Genomic DNA, 18,922 nt, shown 5'->3' on the forward strand with positions numbered 1-18,922 from the left:
TTTAAAAATTTTTTCTATATTCTTATATAATCGTTCTAAGATATCTATCTGAATAAATTCTATAATTTATTGATTTAGTTTTATGCTATTTAAATTTAAAGCAGTATAATTAAATTAGTCTATATTTATTTAGTTAATAATATGAAAACTGATTTTTTATCATCACTTTTATTTTCTATTAGTGTTACTTTGCCAACAATATTATTGCTTGCTTTAGGCATGTATTTACGTAATAAGAAAATGATTGATGATAAATTTTGTGAGCAAGCAACTAAAGTTGTTTTTAATGTAACTCTTCCAGTTTTGCTTTTTTTTAGCGTCTATGGAAAAAACATAGATTATCATTCACAACTTAAAATCTTATCTGTTGGTATCATTGGCACCACATTACTTTTTATTTTAGCTGAAATATTTGCGGCTAAATTTATTATAGAAAAACGAGAACGAGGCATTTTTGTTCAAGCAATTTATCGTGGTAATAATGGGATTTTAGGTTTAGCATTTTGTATAGCGGCATTTGGTGAAAGTGCTACTGCACCAGCATCAATTTATTCTGCTGCGGTTATCTTTTTGTATAATATTTTAGCAGTTATTACGCTTACTCGTTCTCTTGCAACAGGAAAAGTAAGTATTCCTTTAATTTTAAAAGGAATTATTAAGAATCCTCTGATTATTGGAATTGTACTAGCTCTTATTGTTAATAGTATGTCTTTAGAGCTACCTAAGCCATTCTTATCAACAGGGCACTATCTTGCTAATGTTACCTTACCATTAGCTTTAATCTGTGCAGGAGCAACAATTAATTTTTCAGTGTTCTCAAATAAAACCTCACAAGTTGTATTATTAGGAAGTCTCGGTCGTCTATTTATCACACCTATATTTATGGTTATTGTTGCAAAATGCTTTGGATTAGATGGCATGCTATTAGGTGTAGTTGCATTAATGAATACAACACCTGTTGCTTCAGCAATGTATGCTATGGTGAGAGGTATGGGAGGTAATGCTACTATTGCAGCGAATATTATTGGTATTACTACTGTTGGCTCTATGATAACGACATCATTAATTATTTTGGTATTATCACAAATTGGTTGGATTTAAAAACTGCGGTCATTTTTTGGTAATTTTATTCAAGTTGAGCATAAAGCAAATAATCAAATATAGTATAAAGTGATGGTGGGTATATCACTTTAAAAAACTCAATTTAATCTTGATAGTGTTGGTTATTTGTGAGCGTTTCTAATAAATTCATTATTGCTTCTTTTTGTAGTTGTGGAAGCATGTTCCATTTTTTATCTAATTCACTTATTTTTACTTCACTTAAAATCATATCATTTGACATACAATCTTGGAAAAACCAACTAATCGGTGTTTTTAAGAAGATTGCAATATCAACTAAATGAGCAACATTAATTTTGCTTACACCTCGCTCATATCTTGATAGTTGTTGCTGTGATAAGTTAATGTATTCTGCTAGTTTTTCAGCTGAATATCCTAATTTTTTACGTTTTTCTTGTATGCGTTTCCCTATCAATTTATCTACTTCAGCTGCTAGTAATTGTGCCATTTCATTCCTTTACATTATTTTACTTATTTATAGATATTTTGTTTATTTTTTTACTTGATAAAAGAGTAATAAATAAGTAATATCAATATTAAATACTCATTAATTGAGTATTTATTGGTTTTATTACTTATTTGAATTAGGGAATTAACTATGAAAAAACTATTTCTTTGCTCAATTGTGAGTTTATCCATCCTATTGACTGCTTGTAGTGGTGGTGGCGGTAGCGGTAGTGCACAAACTCCAGATGCTAGCAAAATAGATTTAACTAACAGTCCAAAAGGTGATGTGGCAGTTAATACGGCGGCAGGAACCTTATATGGAAAAAATCAAAATGACTCTTTTTATGGTGTATGGATGGATGATGCTAAGACAGTAAAAGAATTACGCTATCAAGGTACATCAGCAACTAATTTACCTTCTGGTTCTGCAACTTATACAGGAGAATCATATTGGGTTAGTGGCACAACGGGTGAGATATCAAAGGGTGGTGTTAGCACTTTAAATGTTGATTTTGATCGAAAAGCAGTAGATGGAAAAATCACGTATTCACTTTTAAATGATGGTAGAGTTCAAGATATTACGCTACATTCTACAGCATTGGATGGTACAAAATTTAATGGTAATGCAAGTACCTTATTAGAAAGTGGTAGTTATGAAGGTGCATTATTTGGTAATGGAGCTAAAGAAGCCGCTGGAATAGTGAATTTCCCAAACAATAGTTCTTATAACACATCATTTGGTGGTGTTAGATATTAATTTTTGTTGTTTAAGTTGGGTAGTCCTACCCAACTTTTCTTTTATAGATATAATAATTTTTATAAATTGGTTATGAGATTTTTTCTTTTAGGGCTTATTTTTTGTATTAGTCAGATTGCTTCTGCTAGCAATTCTTTTTTAGAAGAACAACTTAAACAAGCTATTTATCATCAACAACTTGATAATATTCAGATTTTACTCAAGAACTATCAACAGGAAGTAGACTCAGATTTGATTCTTATTGCTTATGCTCAAGCAAAAGTAGCCTATCTTCTGCAAGATTATGCAAAAGCGATTTCTATTTATCGGCAAATAATTAGCCAAAAACCTCAATTAATTTCAATGCGAATGGAACTAGCCGTTGCTTTATTTGTAGATCACCAAGATAATGCAGCTAAACTTCAATTTGAGAGAGTTAAATCAGCTCTAGAGTTACCTAATAGTGCTTATCAGAAAGTTGAAAGCTACTTGGCAGCAATTAATCGGCGTAATGAATGGCAAGCTAACTTTACGTTATCTTATTTAAGAACAGACAATGTAGAAAATGTATCTAACGATTTAAACATTGAAAATACAGGTTTTATTAAAAGTAAAAAAATGTTGCCACAAAAAGCTCATGGTTTTGCTTATAGTATAGATTTTGGAAAAGATTTTAATTTAATAAATTCCCATTATATTAGTATTCAAAACGAAACTTATGGTAAGAATTACTGGGATAATCACAACTTTGATGACCTTTCAACTCGAATATTATTCGGTTATGCGTATAAAAAAATGGATAATACTTTTCGTATTCAGCCTTTTTATGATAAGCGTTGGTATGGAAATCATTCTTTTCATTGGTCTAATGGTATTCAATTCACTTATGATTTTTATTTTTCTAAACAATGGAAAAATCAGACAATAATGTCTTTCGAAAATCGATCGTTTTTTAATGAAGATTTGCAATCAGGTTATATTAAAACATTGTCTGATACTATAATTTGGTATACCAATCCTCAACAGCTTTTTTATTTAGGTGGTGCTATTTCACAGGAAAAAACAAACGATAGACAGTATGGCTCAACGAGTAAAAATATTCGTTTGGGATGGCTTCAAGAATATCAATGGGGTATTTCTAGCCAGCTCAGTTTTTCATTTACTTATCGAAAATTTCACGATGAAGCTATATTAGCGGGGATTTTACCTCTTAATAAAACTAGACGAGACTTTATTTATATTCTGAATACTAAAATTTGGAAAAGAGATTGGTATTTTTGGGGCGTTACCCCAAAACTGAATTTGGTTTGGAAGAAACAGAAAAGTAATTTAGACATTTTATATTCTTATAAAGATAAGCAAATAACAATTCTGTTTGAAAAAACCTTTTAGTTATTTTCTTTATCAATAACACTAATTTTTACCGAAACTTCTTCTCCTAAGGCTAAACGTTTATCAATTCTTGCTGTTTCTACACATACCATAGTTTTATAACTTTCCTTGTTCATTCCGTTTGTTGGTTTATGCCAAGGGTTCCATACTACGATATTACTCGCATTTATATGTTCAACGTTGATTTGGCGTTTTAAGGCTTTATCTTGTATTATCGTAGTAGTAAATTGGGCTGAATAGATGCAATCAATTAATTGATTAATTAATTATTCTCGGAGAAGGAACAGTCTCTTGTTGTTTGTTTAAGGAATTAAAAATGTTGGTCGGTAAGCCATGGAGTTCAACTTGTTCAATATTAGCGATATTAAAATAACTATGTAAGGCAATTTGAGCATTATCTTCAGCATAGTTAGTAAATTTAATTTCACATTCATTTGTAAATGTCATTGAGTTTTTTGCAATAATTAAATTTTCTTTAGAAAATAATGAAAATTCTAACCGCACTTTTTGTTCTGAAATATGGTAATCGCTAAGTTGCCATAAACTCACCCTAGCATAACTATGAGATGGCAGACCATCAGCATTACCAAACCAAGAATAACAAAGTGGAATACCACCACGAATTGCTAAACCTAATTTAAAGGGTTCAATTTTACTTATCCGTAACACACTTTTTGTCGTATGTTGTGGTTTCTAATAAAATAAATGTGCACCTTGTAGAGCAATTTCAGCTTGTCCCACCTTATGTTCTAACTTAATCACAGGAATTTCATTATATTGATATAAATTCAAGCCTGGTGCGATTCTTTTGATGAATTTAGTTTCCATAAAATTTCCTTTTTGTTCATTGGGTTTGATACAATATATCGCAAAATTTACTCGGATTAATAATTGAATTTTAGAATGACTAATATAGATCAAATTGAACAAGTTTTCTCAACAAATGGACAGTTAAGTCAAAATATTAAGGGCTTTCGTCCACGAGTTGAACAACTTGAAATGGCAATTGCGGTAGAAAAAGCGATTACAAATAAAACTACATTAGTTGTTGAAGCTGGCACAGGAACAGGTAAAACCTTTGCTTATTTGACGCCTGCATTGTTAGCTAAAAAGAAAACTATAGTTTCAACAGGGTCTAAAAATTTACAAGATCAATTATTTAATCGAGATCTTCCTACGATTAAAAAAGCCTTAAATTATTCAGGCAAGATCGCCTTATTAAAAGGGCGGGCAAATTATCTTTGTTTAGAACGTTTAGATCAAGTGATTGCACAAGGTGTTCTTGGCGATAAATCAGTGCTCGCAGACTTATCAAAAGTACGTAAGTGGAATAATGCAACTCAAACAGGTGATCTCTCAGAATGTATTGAGCTTTCTGAAGATAGTCCTATTTTGCCACAGTTAACCAGTACTACCGAAAGTTGTTTGGGATCAGATTGTCCTAATTATAACGATTGTTATGTGGTTGCAGCACGAAAAAGAGCCTTAGCGGCAGATTTAGTCGTAGTAAATCATCATTTATTTTGTGCGGATATGGCAGTCAAAGAAAGTGGTTTTGGTGAATTGATTCCAAATGCAGAAGTTATTATTTTTGATGAAGCCCATCAGTTACCAGATATTGCGAGTCAATATTTCGGACAATCTATTACTTCTCGTCAACTATTTGACTTATGTAAAGATATTAATATTGTGTATCGCACTGAAGTTAAAGATATGCAACAATTAGGTACAGGATCAGATCATCTATTAAAAATGGTACAGGATTTTCGTTTATTATTAGGTGAAGGAAATAATCGAGGTAACTGGCGTGAATGGTTAGCTAGAGCAGATGTAAAAAAAGGATTCAAAGTATTACAAGAAAAGCTTGAGTTTATGTCTGAAGTGGTAAAATTGGCTTTAGGTCGTTCACAAACTTTAGATAGTATTTTTGAACGTATAGAAACAATTAAAAAGCAATTAGTGCGTTTAGCGGATACTTCAATTACTGGATATTGTTATTGGTTTGAAACTTTTAATCGTCAGTTTGGTTTACACATCACACCATTAACTGTATCAGATAAATTTAGCGAACAAATGAATAATCACGGAAGTGCTTGGATTTTTACCTCCGCAACGCTTGAAGTTGGTGGTACATTTGATCATTTTTGTCAGCGTTTAGGTATTCAGAGTGCCGATGAGAAGATTTTGCAAAGCCCATTTAATTACTCAGAACAGGCGTTATTGTGTGTACCACGTTATTTACCAAGTAGCAACCAGACTCATACAATGAATAAGCTGGCTGAGATGTTGTTGCCTGTGATTGAGGCAAATAAAGGTCGTTGCTTTATGCTTTGTACCTCAAATTTTATGATGCGGGGATTCGCAGAATATTTCCGTGAACATAGTGAATTATCTATTTTATTACAAGGCGAAACATCTAAGTCTAAACTACTTGAACAATTTGTGCATGAACCTCATAGTGTATTAGTTGCTACTTCGAGTTTTTGGGAAGGCATTGATGTGAGAGGCGATGCCTTATCCCTTGTGATTATTGATAAGTTGCCTTTTACTTCTCCTGATGAACCATTATTAAAGGCTCGTGTAGAAGATTGTCAGTTACAGGGTGGAAACCCATTTAATGATATTCAAATTCCAGAGGCTGTCATTGCTTTAAAACAAGGGGTTGGACGTCTGATTCGCGATGTAACAGATAGTGGAGTCGTGATTATTTGTGACAGTCGTTTAGTGACTCGTTCTTATGGTGAAACCTTTTTAAAGAGTTTACCTGATGCAAAACGTACAAGAGATTTGAATAAAGTGGTAGAATTTCTAAAACAAATTCAAAACAATTAAGAAAAGAGAATTTAATGAGTTTAACATTATTAGCCTTAGACACTTCAACTGAAGCTTGTTCTGTGGCGTTATTATATAATGGGGAAAAGACCCATCTAGATGAGGTCGCACAGCGTTCGCATACAAAACGTATTTTACCTATGATTGATGAAATTTTAAGTCAATCTGGCGTGAGTTTACATCAAGTGGATGCATTAGTATTTGGGCGAGGACCTGGTAGTTTTACAGGAGTACGTGTAGGTACAGGCATTACCCAAGGCTTAGCCTTAGGGGCAGATTTACCAGTCATTCCTGTTTCTAATCTAGCGGTAATGGCACAAGCAGCTTATGAACTTTATCAAATTGAACAAGTAAATGCTGCCATTGATGCTCGTATGAATGAAGTGTATTTTGCACAGTTTAAAGCTGAAAAAGTGCGGTCAAATTTTGGAGAATTTTTGCAATGGCGAGAATTAATTTCTGAACAAGTTTGTGCACCTGAACGAGTGTTGGAACAATTATCTCAGGTTCAAAATTTAGGTGAATGGCTAAATGTAGGAACGGGTTGGGCGGCTTATGAAGTATTAGCTCAGAAGCAGTTGGGAAAAATGTCAGATATTCAATTGCCTTCAGCATTATATATGTTATCACTTGCTTTACCTGCTTGGTATAATAAGCAATATGTGAATGCCGTAGAGGTTGAACCTGTCTATTTACGCAATGAAGTGACATGGAAAAAACTTCCAGGTCGAGAATAATCTTTAACTAATAGTTCATTTACATATGAATAAGTGAGGATAAAATGAAGAAATTACTCATTTTGCCAATGATTGTTTTATTATCAGCTTGTGTTTCAGCCCCTCCAGGACTGGAACGTGATGAATTTACTATTCAAAGCCTTAAAAAAATTGAGGCAGATGATTATGCCTGTAAATGTAAGAAGGTACGCTTAGCTGGACAAGTTATTAATGCAGAGGCATTAAAAGGTAAAACAAAAGTTGAAGTGCTATCTCTTCCTGTATCAACTTATTCTGCAAAACCCGTAATTGACAGCATTTCCGATGGAAGATTTATTGCCTATATAAATGGTTTTATTGATCCTAAAGCATTAAAAGATCAATATATTACCGTATTAGGCGTGCTTAATACTAAACATATTGGTAAAATTGATGAAGTTGATTATCACTATCCTGTTGTAGAGGTATCTGCATATAAACAATGGCGTTTAGCTGAAGAATATTATTATGACTATGATGACTCTTGGGATGATTATTTTGATCATCGTTGGAGATGGGGACCATTTTGGCAGCATCGTTATCCAGAATTAAGAGTTCGTTACAATTTGTATTAAAAACCTATCAAAATTATTAAGGGAATAGAATGGAAAAGGGTTGGTTTAAAAACTATCCAGAAGGAAGTTTACAGGAAATTGATACGTCAGAGTATCGTAGTATTTTGGATATGTTTGATAAGGCAGTACGTGAGCATCCTGATCGTCCAGCTTATATTAACATGGGGAAAGTGCTCACTTTCCGTAAATTAGAAGAGCGTAGTAGAGCATTTGCAGCTTATTTGCAAAATGAATTGAAATTGAAAATGGGTGATCGTGTTGCATTAATGATGCCAAATTTATTGCAATATCCTATTTCATTATTTGGTGTATTAAGAGCAGGATTGGTTGTGGTTAATGTCAATCCACTTTATACACCTAGAGAGCTTGAACATCAATTACAAGATAGTGGAGCAAAAGCGATTGTTGTAGTGTCTAATTTTGCTTCAACGGTTGAAAAAGTGGTGTTTAATACTGATGTAAAACATGTTATTTTGACTCGAATGGGAGATCAACTTGCATTTGGTAAACGTACTTTAGTGAACTTTGTCGTGAAGTATGTTAAGAAACTAGTGCCTAAATATAAGCTACCTCATGCCGTTACTTTTCGTGAAGTGTTAAGTATTGGCAAACAACGCCAGTTTGTTCGTCCTGATTTAGGTCGTCATAATTTAGCCTTTTTGCAATATACCGGCGGAACTACTGGCGTTGCCAAAGGTGCAATGTTATCTCATGGCAATATTATAACTAATATTTTCCAAGCTAAATGGATTGCAGAGCCTTTCGTCGGAGATTCAAGTCGTCAGCGTAATGGATTAATTCCTTTGCCGCTTTATCATGTTTTCTCACTTACTATGAACTGTTTGTTGTTTATAGAATTAGGGATAACTGGATTATTAATTACTAATCCACGTGATATTGACGGATTAGTAAAAGAATTAAAGAAATATCCAGTTGCAGCTATAACAGGTGTAAATACTTTATTTAATGCTTTATTGAATAATGAGAATTTTAAAGAAGTAGATTTTTCACAATTAAAGCTTGCAGTAGGTGGTGGAATGGCTATTCAACAATCTGTTGCTCAACGTTGGCATGATTTAACTGGTGTGAATTTGATTGAAGGTTATGGTATGACTGAATGCTCGCCTTTAATTGCGGCCTCTACAATTTTAAGCAATAAACATGATGGTTCTATTGGTGTACCTGTGCCAAATACTGATATTCGTATTATGAAAGACGATGGTTCAGAATGTGCTTTAGGTGAGCCTGGTGAACTTTGGGTAAAAGGCGATCAAGTGATGCAAGGTTACTGGCAACGTCTTGAAGCAACAGGTGAAGTGTTAAAAGATGGTTGGATGGCAACAGGTGACATTGTCGTAATGGATGATAATTATATTATGCGTATTGTAGATCGCAAAAAAGATATGATTTTGGTTTCAGGGTTTAATGTTTATCCAAATGAAATTGAAGATGCGATCATGCTGAATCCTAAAGTATTAGAAGTGGTGGCTATTGGTGTTCCTCATGAAGTTTCAGGTGAAACGGTAAAAGTATTTGTAGTGAAAAAGGATGAAAGCTTAACACGTGATGAGTTGCGAACCCATTGTCGCCTGTATTTAACAGGTTATAAAGTCCCTAAAGAAGTTGAATTTAGAGAAGAATTGCCTAAGAGTAATGTTGGAAAAATTCTTCGTCGTGTACTTCGGGATGAAGAGCTTGCTAAACGCAAGAATAGCTAACTTATCATATTTTATAAATGGCACGCTGAACAACGTGCCTTTATTTTCAAACTATTGAAGAAAATGCCTGATATAATAAAAGAAATTAAAAGCCTACCACAGTTTTCCTTAGTAACCACTGATGACGCTTTAGCTGAAGTTTGTATGAAAGCTGCATCAAGATCTGTTATTGCTTTAGATACTGAATTTGTCCGTGTTCGTAGCTATTATCCTAAATTAGGACTAATTCAATTATATGATGGTGAACAGGTAAGTTTAATTGATCCAACAAATATTCAAGATTTTACAGCTTTTCAGTCCTTATTAGCTAATCAAAATGTCTTGAAAGTGCTGCATGCATGTTATGAAGATCTAGAAGTCTTTCAGCATTACTATCAACAATTACCTATGCCGATGATGGATACTCAAATAATGGCTAATTTCTTAGGATTTCAAAATTCTATGGGGCTTGCAGCATTGATTAAACATTATTTTGATTTAGAAATTGATAAAGGTGCATCTCGTACGGATTGGTTAGCTCGTCCATTAACTGATAAGCAATTAGCTTATGCAGCGGCAGATGTTTGGTATCTATTGCCCTTATATGAAAAAATGTTATCGGTTTTAGCGTCCACAGAATGGCAAAGTGCGGTTCATTTTGATTGCAATTTATTGATTGAAAAACATACCCAATCAAAGCCATCAGAGAAAGCTTATTTAAATATTCCTTCTGCATGGAAATTAAATCCACCAGAGTTAATGCGTCTAAAACTTCTTGCCAAATGGAGACAAGAAGAAGCTATAAAAAGAGATTTAGCTTTGAATTTTGTTGTGAAAGGTGAACATTTTTGGCTTGTCGCTAAATATAATCCAAAGCATACTTCTGAATTATTAGACTTAGGCTTGGCGCCTAATGAAGTTCGTATTCATGGCAAGAAAATGTTACAAATACTTGAACAAATGAAACGGATTGATGAATCAGAATATCCTTCTGAAATTATTAAATTATCAGATGATCCTCGATATAAACAAACATTAAAGGCTTTACAGAAAAAACTAAAAGAAATTACGCCTATGGGAATAACTCCAGAACTGATTGCAAGTAAACGAAATTTAGAAAGCCTGATGAAATGGGCTTGGTTAAGAAATAAAGATCCTAATAATCTTCCTGATCTTATGCGTAATTGGCGTGCTAAATTTGGAGATGCTTTGTTAAAATTGCTGTAGTGATAAGTTAAACTGCACAAATTAAATGAAAGTGCGGTATTTTTTCATAAAATTTTTATCATAAGGTTATTAAGATATAAAAAATTTGCACTTTAGCTAGTGGTTATTATGCCAATAGTTGAAGTGCAAATTATTATTTATTTAGAATAAACTTAATCAAGTTACATTTTTTCTACTGTTTTGATACCTAATAAATCTAAGCCTTGTTTTAAGGTTTTCTCTGTTAATTGAGCTAATTTCAATCGGCTTAATTTAAGAGTCTCTTCTGCATTAAGAATTGGGCAATGTTCATAAAAACTGGAGAATGTGCCAGCTAATTCATATAAGTAAGTACATAATACGTGAGGTGTACCTTCTTTAGCGACAATTTGTACGGCTTCTTCAAATTGTAATAACTTGATAGCTAAGGCGCGTTCTTTATCATCCGTCATTTGAATTTTGGCTTTACTAAGTGCAACTGCATCTACATCAGTTTTGCTAAAAATTGAGCGGATACGGGTGTAGGCATATTGCATATATGGTGCTGTATTTCCTTCAAAACTGAGCATGTTATCCCAATCGAAAACATAGTCAGTTGTGCGGTTTTTAGAAAGGTCAGCATATTTTACAGAACCAATAGCTACAGCTTCAATGACTTCAGCCTTTTCTTGTTCAGAAAGTGCGGTATTTTTTTCATTAATTAATAGGGTAGCACGTTCTACAGCTTCATCTAATAAATCTGCTAATTTAACTGTACCACCTGAACGAGTTTTAAATGGCTTACCATCTTTACCTAGCATCATACCGAAGTTTTGATGTTCAAGACTGAATGAGTCTGGTACATAACCTGCTTTACGAGTAATCAACCAAGCTTGTTGCATATGTTGACTTTGACGAGTATCTGAAAATACTAATGCACGATCTGCGTGTAATGTATGGTAGCGATATTTCGCAGCAGCAATATCAGTTGTAGTATAAAGAAAACCACCATCTTTTTTCTGCACGATGACGCCCATTGGATCCCCGTCTTTATTTTTGAATTCATCTAAATAAACAACGAGAGCTCCGTCATCTTCAACCGCTAAGCCTTGTTTTTTTAGGTCTTCAACAATACCTGGCAACATTGGGTTATATAAGCTTTCACCCATAACGTCTTTTTCAGTTAAAGTGACATTGAGACGATCATAGTTACGCTGATTTTGTTGCATCGTCATATCAACTAATTTTTTCCACATCGTGCGACAATATGTATCACCACTTTGTAGTTTTACCACATAACTACGAGCTTTAACGGCAAATGCCTCATCTGAATCATAATGCTCTTTAGCTGCACGATAGAATGCTTCTAAATCGCTCAATTCCATGGCATCTGCATGCTCATTTTCCATTTTTTCTAAATAGGCAATAAGCATTCCAAATTGAGTTCCCCAATCTCCTACATGGTTAGCACGAATAACTTTATTTCCCATGAATTCTAATGCACGAGCAACTGCGTCACCAATGATTGTTGAACGTAAGTGACCTACATGCATTTCTTTTGCTACATTGGGAGAAGAATAGTCAATTACGACAGTTTGAGGATGAGCAACTTTGATACCAAAGTTTGGTACAGCTAGAGCAATATCTACATTTTTAGCCACCCAATCTTTATTTAAAAATATATTAATGAAACCAGGTCCAGCAATTTCAGTTTTTTCCGCTATTTCACTCAAATCAACGTTATTTAATACTTTTTGAGCAAATTCACGAGGGTTTTGACCTAGCTTTTTAGCTGCTCCCATAATGCCATTAGCTTGATAATCACCAAATTGGGGTTTGCTTGACTGGCGTACTAAGGGCTCGACATTTTGTTCAGCACCAGCTGAAATCATAGCTTGTTTAATTTTATCCGATAAAATTGATTGAATATTCACTGTGAGATATACCTATATTATCATCTTATTGATTTCAAAAAATAATTCGTTATGATACCTTGCTTTGGGCAGTTATTAAAGATAAAGCGAGAAAAAATGCAAAATTTGAGTCAACAACATGAATTATTTAAAGCTCCGCCAGCTATTTATCATGATTTTCTGGCGTTTGAAGAAAAAATTAGTCAATTAGCTCAAACTATGAAAATTAATTTAGCTGATTTTCAAATAGACCATATGTCAATTAGAGTAAATACTGATGATATGGCAAAAAGTTGGCTGACAAGTTTATTAAAGTGCGGTAAAATTTTGAGCGATAATACTGTAAATGGTCGAGTTATCTATTTAATTCAATTAGATAATCCAATACTATTTATGGGGCAATTTATTGATGTTGTTGAATTGCCATTCCCTAAAAATAAATGTTATCCAATCGAATCTTGGGAACATATTGAAATCGTAATGCCTTTTTTGTTTAAAGAATCAACAGTTGAATGGGTAGAACGAATCCAAAACCAATTTTTATGGAACCAATCAAATAAATTATCCGTCAAAGTGGATGAACCTAAAGTTGATGGTGAACAGTTACCTAATCCATCAATTGCAGTGAGTTTTGCTAATAACTTGCAAAACCACACTTGTATTAAAGTTCATCCATTTCATATTAGAGATATTATTAAGGTTTAGTGAATATGAAAAAAGTTACTTTAGTATTAAGTGGTCTGTTAAGTTTAAGTTTGACAGCTTGTTCGACGAATCAGCAGACAGATAATTCTTCTTATAATGGTGAAATCGTTTTTAGCCAATTTGAAGGGCAAAACCTAAAATTAACTGTTCGTAATAATAATTGCAAACAACAACAAGAAGGTTCCGCTGAGAATATTGTTGTTTCCCAAGCTTATGACTCAGATCTACCTGTTGGAGCCTGTGTCAAAGTATCTAAAGATGAAAATGGTAATACTGTTGTTGATAATATTTCAAGATCTCCATCGAGATCTTGGTTATCAAGAACAGCGATACATTAATATTTTTAAGGATTACTAATAATGAAAAAAATTACATTAGTATTAGCGTTAGCACTAAGTTTAGGGTTAACAGGCTGTGCCAACACAGATGTTTATAGTGGTGATGTTTACACTGGTGCTCAATCCAAAGAAGCTCGTTCAATTAGCTATGGAACAATTGTCTCTGCTCGACCAGTACGAATCCAAGCTGATAACCAAGGTGTCATTGGTACCGTTGGTGGTGGTGCATTAGGTGGCATCGCTGGTTCAGCAATTGGTGGTGGTCGTGGACAAGCAATAGCAACTGTAGTAGGTGCTGTGGCTGGTGCGGTTGTTGGTAGTAAAGTGGAAGAAAAAGCAAGCCAAGTGGATGCTTTGGAACTTGTAATTAAGAAAGATGATGGCAAAGAAATTGTCGTTGTTCAAAAAGCCCATGCATCATTAAAGCCAGGTGCTCGAGTTCGTATCGTTGGTGGTTCTACACTTAATGTTTCTGCAATCTAATTGTTGACTTGAGTATTTTTAAGGCTTTTGGTATTAGATCAAAAGCCTTTATTATTTTCATTAGCATAAGTAATAATATGGCATTTTCAGTATTTTCATCCTATGTAACTTTTCCCATTAAAAGTGCGGTAATTTTTTCTTGTTTTCTAAGCATAACAGCTTGTGATCAAGTGAAATCATTTTGGAGTAAAACGGCTATTGAGTTATCACCAAGTTCGCCGAGTATTAGTAATACGGCGGTAAATTTGTCAAAACAGATCCGAGCCCAGATTGAACAAGAAAACGTTTTATTAGTTCGTGGTGTATATTCTGATCTTGTTTCTAAAGTGACAGATATTCATTCTGCTGATCAAGCTGATTTTCTTCGTGATATTTTAGAAGGATTAGTAATTTTTGATGCAGTGGGTAACATTCAACCTGCGGTGGCACAAAGTTGGACGACTAAAGATAGCAAGATTTGGACATTCACTTTACGTAAAGAGGCTAAATGGTCAAATGGTGAAGATGTAACAGCTCAAGATTTTGTTGCTTCTTGGCAGCAATTAGCATTATCAAAAAATCCACTTAAACAGTATTTAGCATTTATGCATATTAAAAATGCACAAGCTTTTTTTGAAGGAAAAATAGCGGTTGAACAATTAGGAATAAAAGCACTAGATGATAAACATCTACAAATAACTTTGGATAAAAGCCTTCCTTATTTTCCTAAAATGCTAGCACATATTTCATTATTACCTATATATTCAAAAGCTCAAGATAATGTCCATCATTTTTTCAGTAATGGTGCATATCAATTTGCCAAGCAAGAAAATGATATAATTAGTTTGATAAAAAATGATAAATATTGGAATGCTTCAACAGTTAAATTTGAGTCAGTTAATTATAAGAAGATAACAGCTCAATCGGATCTAAAGGGAATTGATTTAATCGTTGATAGCAAATTAAATGATATTCATGTTAAATATTTTCCTAAACTTTGCACGTATTTTTATGAGTTCAATTTGAAAGATCCTGTATTAAAAAATAAGGCAATTAGGGATGCTTTAAGTTCAATGGTTTCATCGCATACAATAGTTCAAAATGAAAATTTAAATGTAAAGAATATTAGTCATTTTGTGCCAGAAGGTATGGACTTTGAACAAGATAGTGGATGGAATCCAACTGTCGTTGAACAAATTTTACAACAAGCTCAGTTTTCAGAAAGTAATCCATTGCATTTAAGAATCACCTATGAGCAAGATGGGGTTCATAGCAATATTGCTACACGCATGATTAGAGCATGGTCACAATCAGATTTGATTTCTGTCCAGACTGAACCTGTCAGTTGGCAAGAATTACAAAATAAGCGAGCCAAAGGGGATTTCCAACTTATTCGTTCAGGCTGGTGTGCTGACTATAATGATCCTTCTGCCTTTTTAAATTTATTACAATCAAAAAATCCTGATAATAAAACAGGATTTAATAATCAAAATGTAGATAATTTACTTGAAAGATTGAATCAACATAATATGTCAGAAACTGACAGAAATAACCTTTATCAACAAATTTTATCTATTGCCCAACAAGAGAAAGTTTTTTTACCTATTTTTCAATATATGCTTCCAGTATACTTAACTCCTTCTTTACAAGGATATGATATAAATAATGTGAGTGAAGTTATTTATTCAAAAGATCTTTCTCGTAAGAGTTTTAAATAGAGGTATTATTTTCGGATTTTTTTATGAGTAAGAAAACAAATTCTAAAATTTTTTTAGTGTTATTATTAGGAACATTGTCTGCATTTGGTCCATTTATTACCGATCTTTATTTGCCTGCATTGCCTCAAATGGGCACATTTTTTAATACAACAGCTTCCATGACTCAGCTGAGTTTGACTACTAGTGTAGTAGGGCTATCTGTCGGACAATTATTTATTGGACCAATTAGTGATAAATTTGGTCGTAAGTTACCATTAATTATTTCATTAGTACTATATATCATAAGCACAATAACGATTATTTTTGCAAAAGATATCAATCAGTTAATTTTTTTACGAGCTATTCAAGGTTTGGCATCATCAGGTAGTGTCGTGATTTCTCGAGCTATTGCGACAGATTTATATCGTGGTCGAGAAATGACTCGTTTTTTTGGTTTGCTGATGGCTGTAAATGGTATAGCACCAGTGGTTTCTCCTGTGATTGGTAGTTTATTATTAGAGATCACGGATTGGCGAGGTATTTTTATCGTATTAGCCTTAATTGGTATTCTATTATTGATGGTCTGCTTAGGTTTAAAAGAGAGTCTTTGCACGGATAATCGCTTGCAGGGTTCAATTTTAACTAGCTTTAGACCATTTATTCATATTATCAAAAATAAAGTTTTTATGACTTTTGTTGGAATGCAATCATTTTTAGTTGCCTCTTTCTTCGGCTATTTAGCCTCTTCAGCCTTTATTTTCCAAGATTTTTATAAGATAACAGCACTGAACTATAGCTTAATTTTTGCATTAAATGGTATTGCAATTGTCATTGGTGTGAATATTGCAGCTAAAATGGCTACTCGTAAAGCATTAAGTATTGGTATTTGGGGATTTTTAGCAGCAACTGTTTTTATTTCTTGTATTTTAATAAGTAAAGAGAATGTTCTATTATTAGAAATTGGCTTTTTTATTATGATGTTATGTTTTGGTCTAGTTGTACCTGGTTCTTCTTCGCTGGCTATGGATACTGAACGACAATATGCAGGCAGTGCATCCGCAATACTAGGATTTTGTCCATTCTTTTTAGGTGGTATTGTTTCACCCTTAGTTGGATTAGGAAATTTATTTTATTCAACTTCATTTATTTTAGTATTTTTTTCTATATTAGGTGTGATCGCTTATAGAAAAGTTTTTCATTTAATAGATAACTAAATAGGTGTATTCGATATAAAAAAGACCAGTTACATTTGCCCCTTTGTAGGTAATTGATTAAAATAACAGAGTTTTATAATTTTTTTATGTGGGCATTGATTGGGGTGATTTTATTTTGCACCAGTAAATGTTGAAGTGATTTTCAAATGACAATTTTAGTTCTTGGTATTAACCATAAAACAGCGAGCGTTGCATTGCGTGAAAAAGTCGCTTTTTCTCCTGAAAAGCGAGTATTAGCTTTGCAACAAATTCAGCAATCTGAGTTAGCCCAAAGTGAAGTGATTTTATCTACCTGTAATAGAACAGAAATTTATTTGCATAATAAAAATATTTCTCCTGAAGCTGATTTAGAAAATAAAAAATGGCTTGAACAATGTGTCGATTGGTTTGCAGGGATTCATCAGCTTGATAAGAATGATATTAAAGATAGTTTATATATCAAGCAAAACCAAGCTGCTGTAAATCATCTAATGCGAGTATCTTCTGGTTTAGACTCATTAATTCTTGGCGAACCTCAAATTCTAGGTCAAGTAAAACAAGCTTATCAATATACAGAAGAATATTTTCAACAACAACATTTGCCCGTCTCAAGTGAATTATCTCGTTTATTTCAAAAAAACTTTTCTGTTGCAAAACGTGTTCGAACAGAAACCAATATTGGCAATAGTGCGGTATCAGTAGCTTATGCAGCTTGTAGCTTAGCTCGGCAGATCTTTGAAGGATTGAGAGATCTAAATATTTTGCTCGTGGGAGCGGGAGAAACTATAGAACTCGTCGCACGCCATTTATTACGTCATGGTGTAAAAAAATTAATTATTTCGAACCGCACTTTAGTTCGTGCAGAGTTATTAATTGAAAAATTAGAATCAAGTAATCCAATTCAAGTATTATCTTTAGAACAATTGCAAGAAGGTTTAAATCAAGCAGATATTGTCATTAGCTCAACAGGAAGTCCTACTGTGTTAATTACTCAGGAAATGGTAAAACTGGCACAAAAAGCTCGTTGTGATAAGCCAATGCTTATTGTCGATATTGCCGTTCCTAGAGATGTTGCAGAGAGCGTGAATGAATTAGATAGTGTTTATCATTATACAGTAGATGATTTACATAATATTATTCAGCAAAATATGTCTGAGCGTGAAAAAGCTTCTAAAGAAGCAGAAAATATTATTGATCAGGAAGCTAATGATTTTTTTGAATGGATGAAAGTTCATCAATTTTCTAATTTAATCCGCACTTATCGTGAAACTGCCGAACAAACAAGACAAGAGCTATTAGAGAAAGCAATACAAGCGCTTCAACAACATGAAGATCCTGAAAAAGTATTGCAAGAGTTAAGTTATAAATTAATGAATAAATTAATTCACTCGCCTACACAAGCGATGCAAACCATGATGAAATTAGGAAGTATTCAGGGGTTACGTAGTTTTTCTAGTGCATTAGGCGTAGAGAAGACCGATATAAAATGAGAATTTATTTGTTTTTAGCGTTTTTGAAAGCTTTTATATTGTTCCCCTTATTTTTTGTCATCATTTATTCTATTTACTCAAGTATATTTTACTTGGCAATTTATTAAATTTATTGTACTCTTTAATCTCCCTATACGGGTAGAGGTGCGGATATTATTAGTATTTTTCCTGAGTGGATAACGTTGAAGGAAAATGAAAGGAATATTTGCCGAAATCAGTTAGGCGTCATCTTAACTGGTTGGGAGCGTTTCCGAAAGGAACGTTACTGCCATAGTATTTTTGATTAACTATGGAGCGCTACTAGTTTAGTGAGAGGATCGTTTCTTTGGTTTTTTCCTGCCTTATTAATCTCTCGATTACTTAATCTCAGTAGCTGTTCCTAATTT

The 18,922-nt window shown here is 33.3% G+C and carries 16 protein-coding genes, 1 pseudogene and 1 riboswitch; of the genes and pseudogenes, 14 read left to right on the plus strand and 3 right to left on the minus strand.

What is annotated here, in order from left to right; genetic code table 11:
- The first annotated feature begins 141 nt into the window (after window positions 1-141).
- Window positions 142-1,101 (plus strand): AEC family transporter, encoded by a 960-nt coding sequence (locus HMPREF1052_RS01220; RefSeq protein ID WP_005759070.1) that lies wholly within the window; start codon window positions 142-144, stop codon window positions 1,099-1,101.
- 103 nt (window positions 1,102-1,204) lie between these two features.
- On the opposite strand, the gene HMPREF1052_RS01225 is transcribed toward HMPREF1052_RS01220, so the two are convergent.
- The gene (locus HMPREF1052_RS01225) at window positions 1,205-1,567 is read right to left on the minus strand and encodes a helix-turn-helix domain-containing protein (RefSeq protein WP_005759011.1); all 363 of its coding nucleotides are present in this window, start codon (window positions 1,565-1,567) and stop codon (window positions 1,205-1,207) included.
- 150 nt (window positions 1,568-1,717) lie between these two features.
- Between HMPREF1052_RS01225 and HMPREF1052_RS01230 the strand changes: the two genes are divergently transcribed.
- On the plus strand, window positions 1,718-2,323 hold the full coding sequence (locus tag HMPREF1052_RS01230) for a transferrin-binding protein-like solute binding protein (protein ID WP_005758845.1): 606 nt from the start codon (window positions 1,718-1,720) through the stop codon (window positions 2,321-2,323).
- A gap of 72 nt (window positions 2,324-2,395) precedes the next feature.
- Window positions 2,396-3,694: a surface lipoprotein assembly modifier gene (locus HMPREF1052_RS01235; RefSeq protein ID WP_005759224.1), complete on the plus strand. Its 1,299-nt coding sequence runs from the start codon at window positions 2,396-2,398 to the stop codon at window positions 3,692-3,694.
- Here HMPREF1052_RS01235 and HMPREF1052_RS01240 read toward each other — a convergent pair.
- A pseudogene (locus tag HMPREF1052_RS01240) lies at window positions 3,691-4,522 on the minus strand (aldose epimerase family protein). The gene HMPREF1052_RS01235 and the pseudogene HMPREF1052_RS01240 overlap by 4 nt on opposite strands.
- 75 nt (window positions 4,523-4,597) lie before the next feature.
- Here HMPREF1052_RS01240 and HMPREF1052_RS01245 point away from each other — a divergent pair.
- The 5 genes from HMPREF1052_RS01245 to rnd all read left to right on the plus strand — a co-directional run bounded on the left by HMPREF1052_RS01245 (window position 4,598) and on the right by rnd (window position 10,780).
- Window positions 4,598-6,526: an ATP-dependent DNA helicase gene (locus tag HMPREF1052_RS01245; protein ID WP_005759006.1), complete on the plus strand. Its 1,929-nt coding sequence runs from the start codon at window positions 4,598-4,600 to the stop codon at window positions 6,524-6,526.
- Between the two features lie 14 nt (window positions 6,527-6,540).
- The gene (tsaB, locus tag HMPREF1052_RS01250) at window positions 6,541-7,263 is read left to right on the plus strand and encodes a tRNA (adenosine(37)-N6)-threonylcarbamoyltransferase complex dimerization subunit type 1 TsaB (protein ID WP_005758869.1); all 723 of its coding nucleotides are present in this window, start codon (window positions 6,541-6,543) and stop codon (window positions 7,261-7,263) included.
- 44 nt (window positions 7,264-7,307) lie between these two features.
- On the plus strand, window positions 7,308-7,856 hold the full coding sequence (locus tag HMPREF1052_RS01255) for a Slp family lipoprotein (RefSeq protein WP_005758969.1): 549 nt from the start codon (window positions 7,308-7,310) through the stop codon (window positions 7,854-7,856).
- 29 nt (window positions 7,857-7,885) lie between these two features.
- Window positions 7,886-9,574 carry a long-chain-fatty-acid--CoA ligase FadD gene (gene fadD, locus HMPREF1052_RS01260; protein WP_005758811.1) on the plus strand — a complete coding sequence of 563 codons (1,689 nt, stop codon included), beginning with the start codon at window positions 7,886-7,888 and terminating at the stop codon, window positions 9,572-9,574.
- Window positions 9,575-9,637: 63 nt separating this feature from the next.
- Window positions 9,638-10,780: a ribonuclease D gene (gene rnd, locus HMPREF1052_RS01265; RefSeq protein WP_005759207.1), complete on the plus strand. Its 1,143-nt coding sequence runs from the start codon at window positions 9,638-9,640 to the stop codon at window positions 10,778-10,780.
- A 161-nt stretch (window positions 10,781-10,941) separates the two neighbouring features.
- Here rnd and argS read toward each other — a convergent pair whose 3' ends face one another.
- Complete coding sequence (gene argS / locus HMPREF1052_RS01270; protein ID WP_005759079.1) at window positions 10,942-12,672, minus strand: arginine--tRNA ligase; 1,731 nt, start codon at window positions 12,670-12,672, stop codon at window positions 10,942-10,944.
- Between the two features lie 96 nt (window positions 12,673-12,768).
- On the opposite strand from argS, the gene HMPREF1052_RS01275 reads away from it, so the two are divergent.
- The 6 genes from HMPREF1052_RS01275 to hemA all read left to right on the plus strand — a co-directional run bounded on the left by HMPREF1052_RS01275 (window position 12,769) and on the right by hemA (window position 18,536).
- A complete protein-coding gene (locus HMPREF1052_RS01275) occupies window positions 12,769-13,356 on the plus strand; it encodes a VOC family protein (protein ID WP_005758817.1) in 588 nt (195 codons plus the stop codon).
- Between the two features lie 5 nt (window positions 13,357-13,361).
- Window positions 13,362-13,694, plus strand: a complete 333-nt coding sequence (locus HMPREF1052_RS01280; RefSeq protein WP_005759151.1) for a hypothetical protein — start codon at window positions 13,362-13,364, stop codon at window positions 13,692-13,694.
- A gap of 21 nt (window positions 13,695-13,715) precedes the next feature.
- Window positions 13,716-14,177, plus strand: coding sequence for an outer membrane lipoprotein (locus tag HMPREF1052_RS01285; protein ID WP_005759120.1), 462 nt, complete (start codon window positions 13,716-13,718; stop codon window positions 14,175-14,177).
- Window positions 14,178-14,254: 77 nt separating this feature from the next.
- Window positions 14,255-15,874, plus strand: coding sequence for a peptide ABC transporter substrate-binding protein (locus HMPREF1052_RS01290; protein ID WP_005758965.1), 1,620 nt, complete (start codon window positions 14,255-14,257; stop codon window positions 15,872-15,874).
- A gap of 23 nt (window positions 15,875-15,897) precedes the next feature.
- Window positions 15,898-17,067: a multidrug effflux MFS transporter gene (locus HMPREF1052_RS01295; protein ID WP_005758829.1), complete on the plus strand. Its 1,170-nt coding sequence runs from the start codon at window positions 15,898-15,900 to the stop codon at window positions 17,065-17,067.
- A gap of 146 nt (window positions 17,068-17,213) precedes the next feature.
- The gene (gene hemA / locus HMPREF1052_RS01300) at window positions 17,214-18,536 is read left to right on the plus strand and encodes a glutamyl-tRNA reductase (protein WP_005758974.1); all 1,323 of its coding nucleotides are present in this window, start codon (window positions 17,214-17,216) and stop codon (window positions 18,534-18,536) included.
- A 131-nt stretch (window positions 18,537-18,667) separates the two neighbouring features.
- Window positions 18,668-18,844, plus strand: a riboswitch (Lysine riboswitch).
- Window positions 18,845-18,922 lie beyond the last annotated feature (78 nt).

This window comes from Pasteurella bettyae CCUG 2042, from assembly GCF_000262245.1.
Classification (GTDB): domain Bacteria; phylum Pseudomonadota; class Gammaproteobacteria; order Enterobacterales; family Pasteurellaceae; genus Basfia; species Basfia bettyae.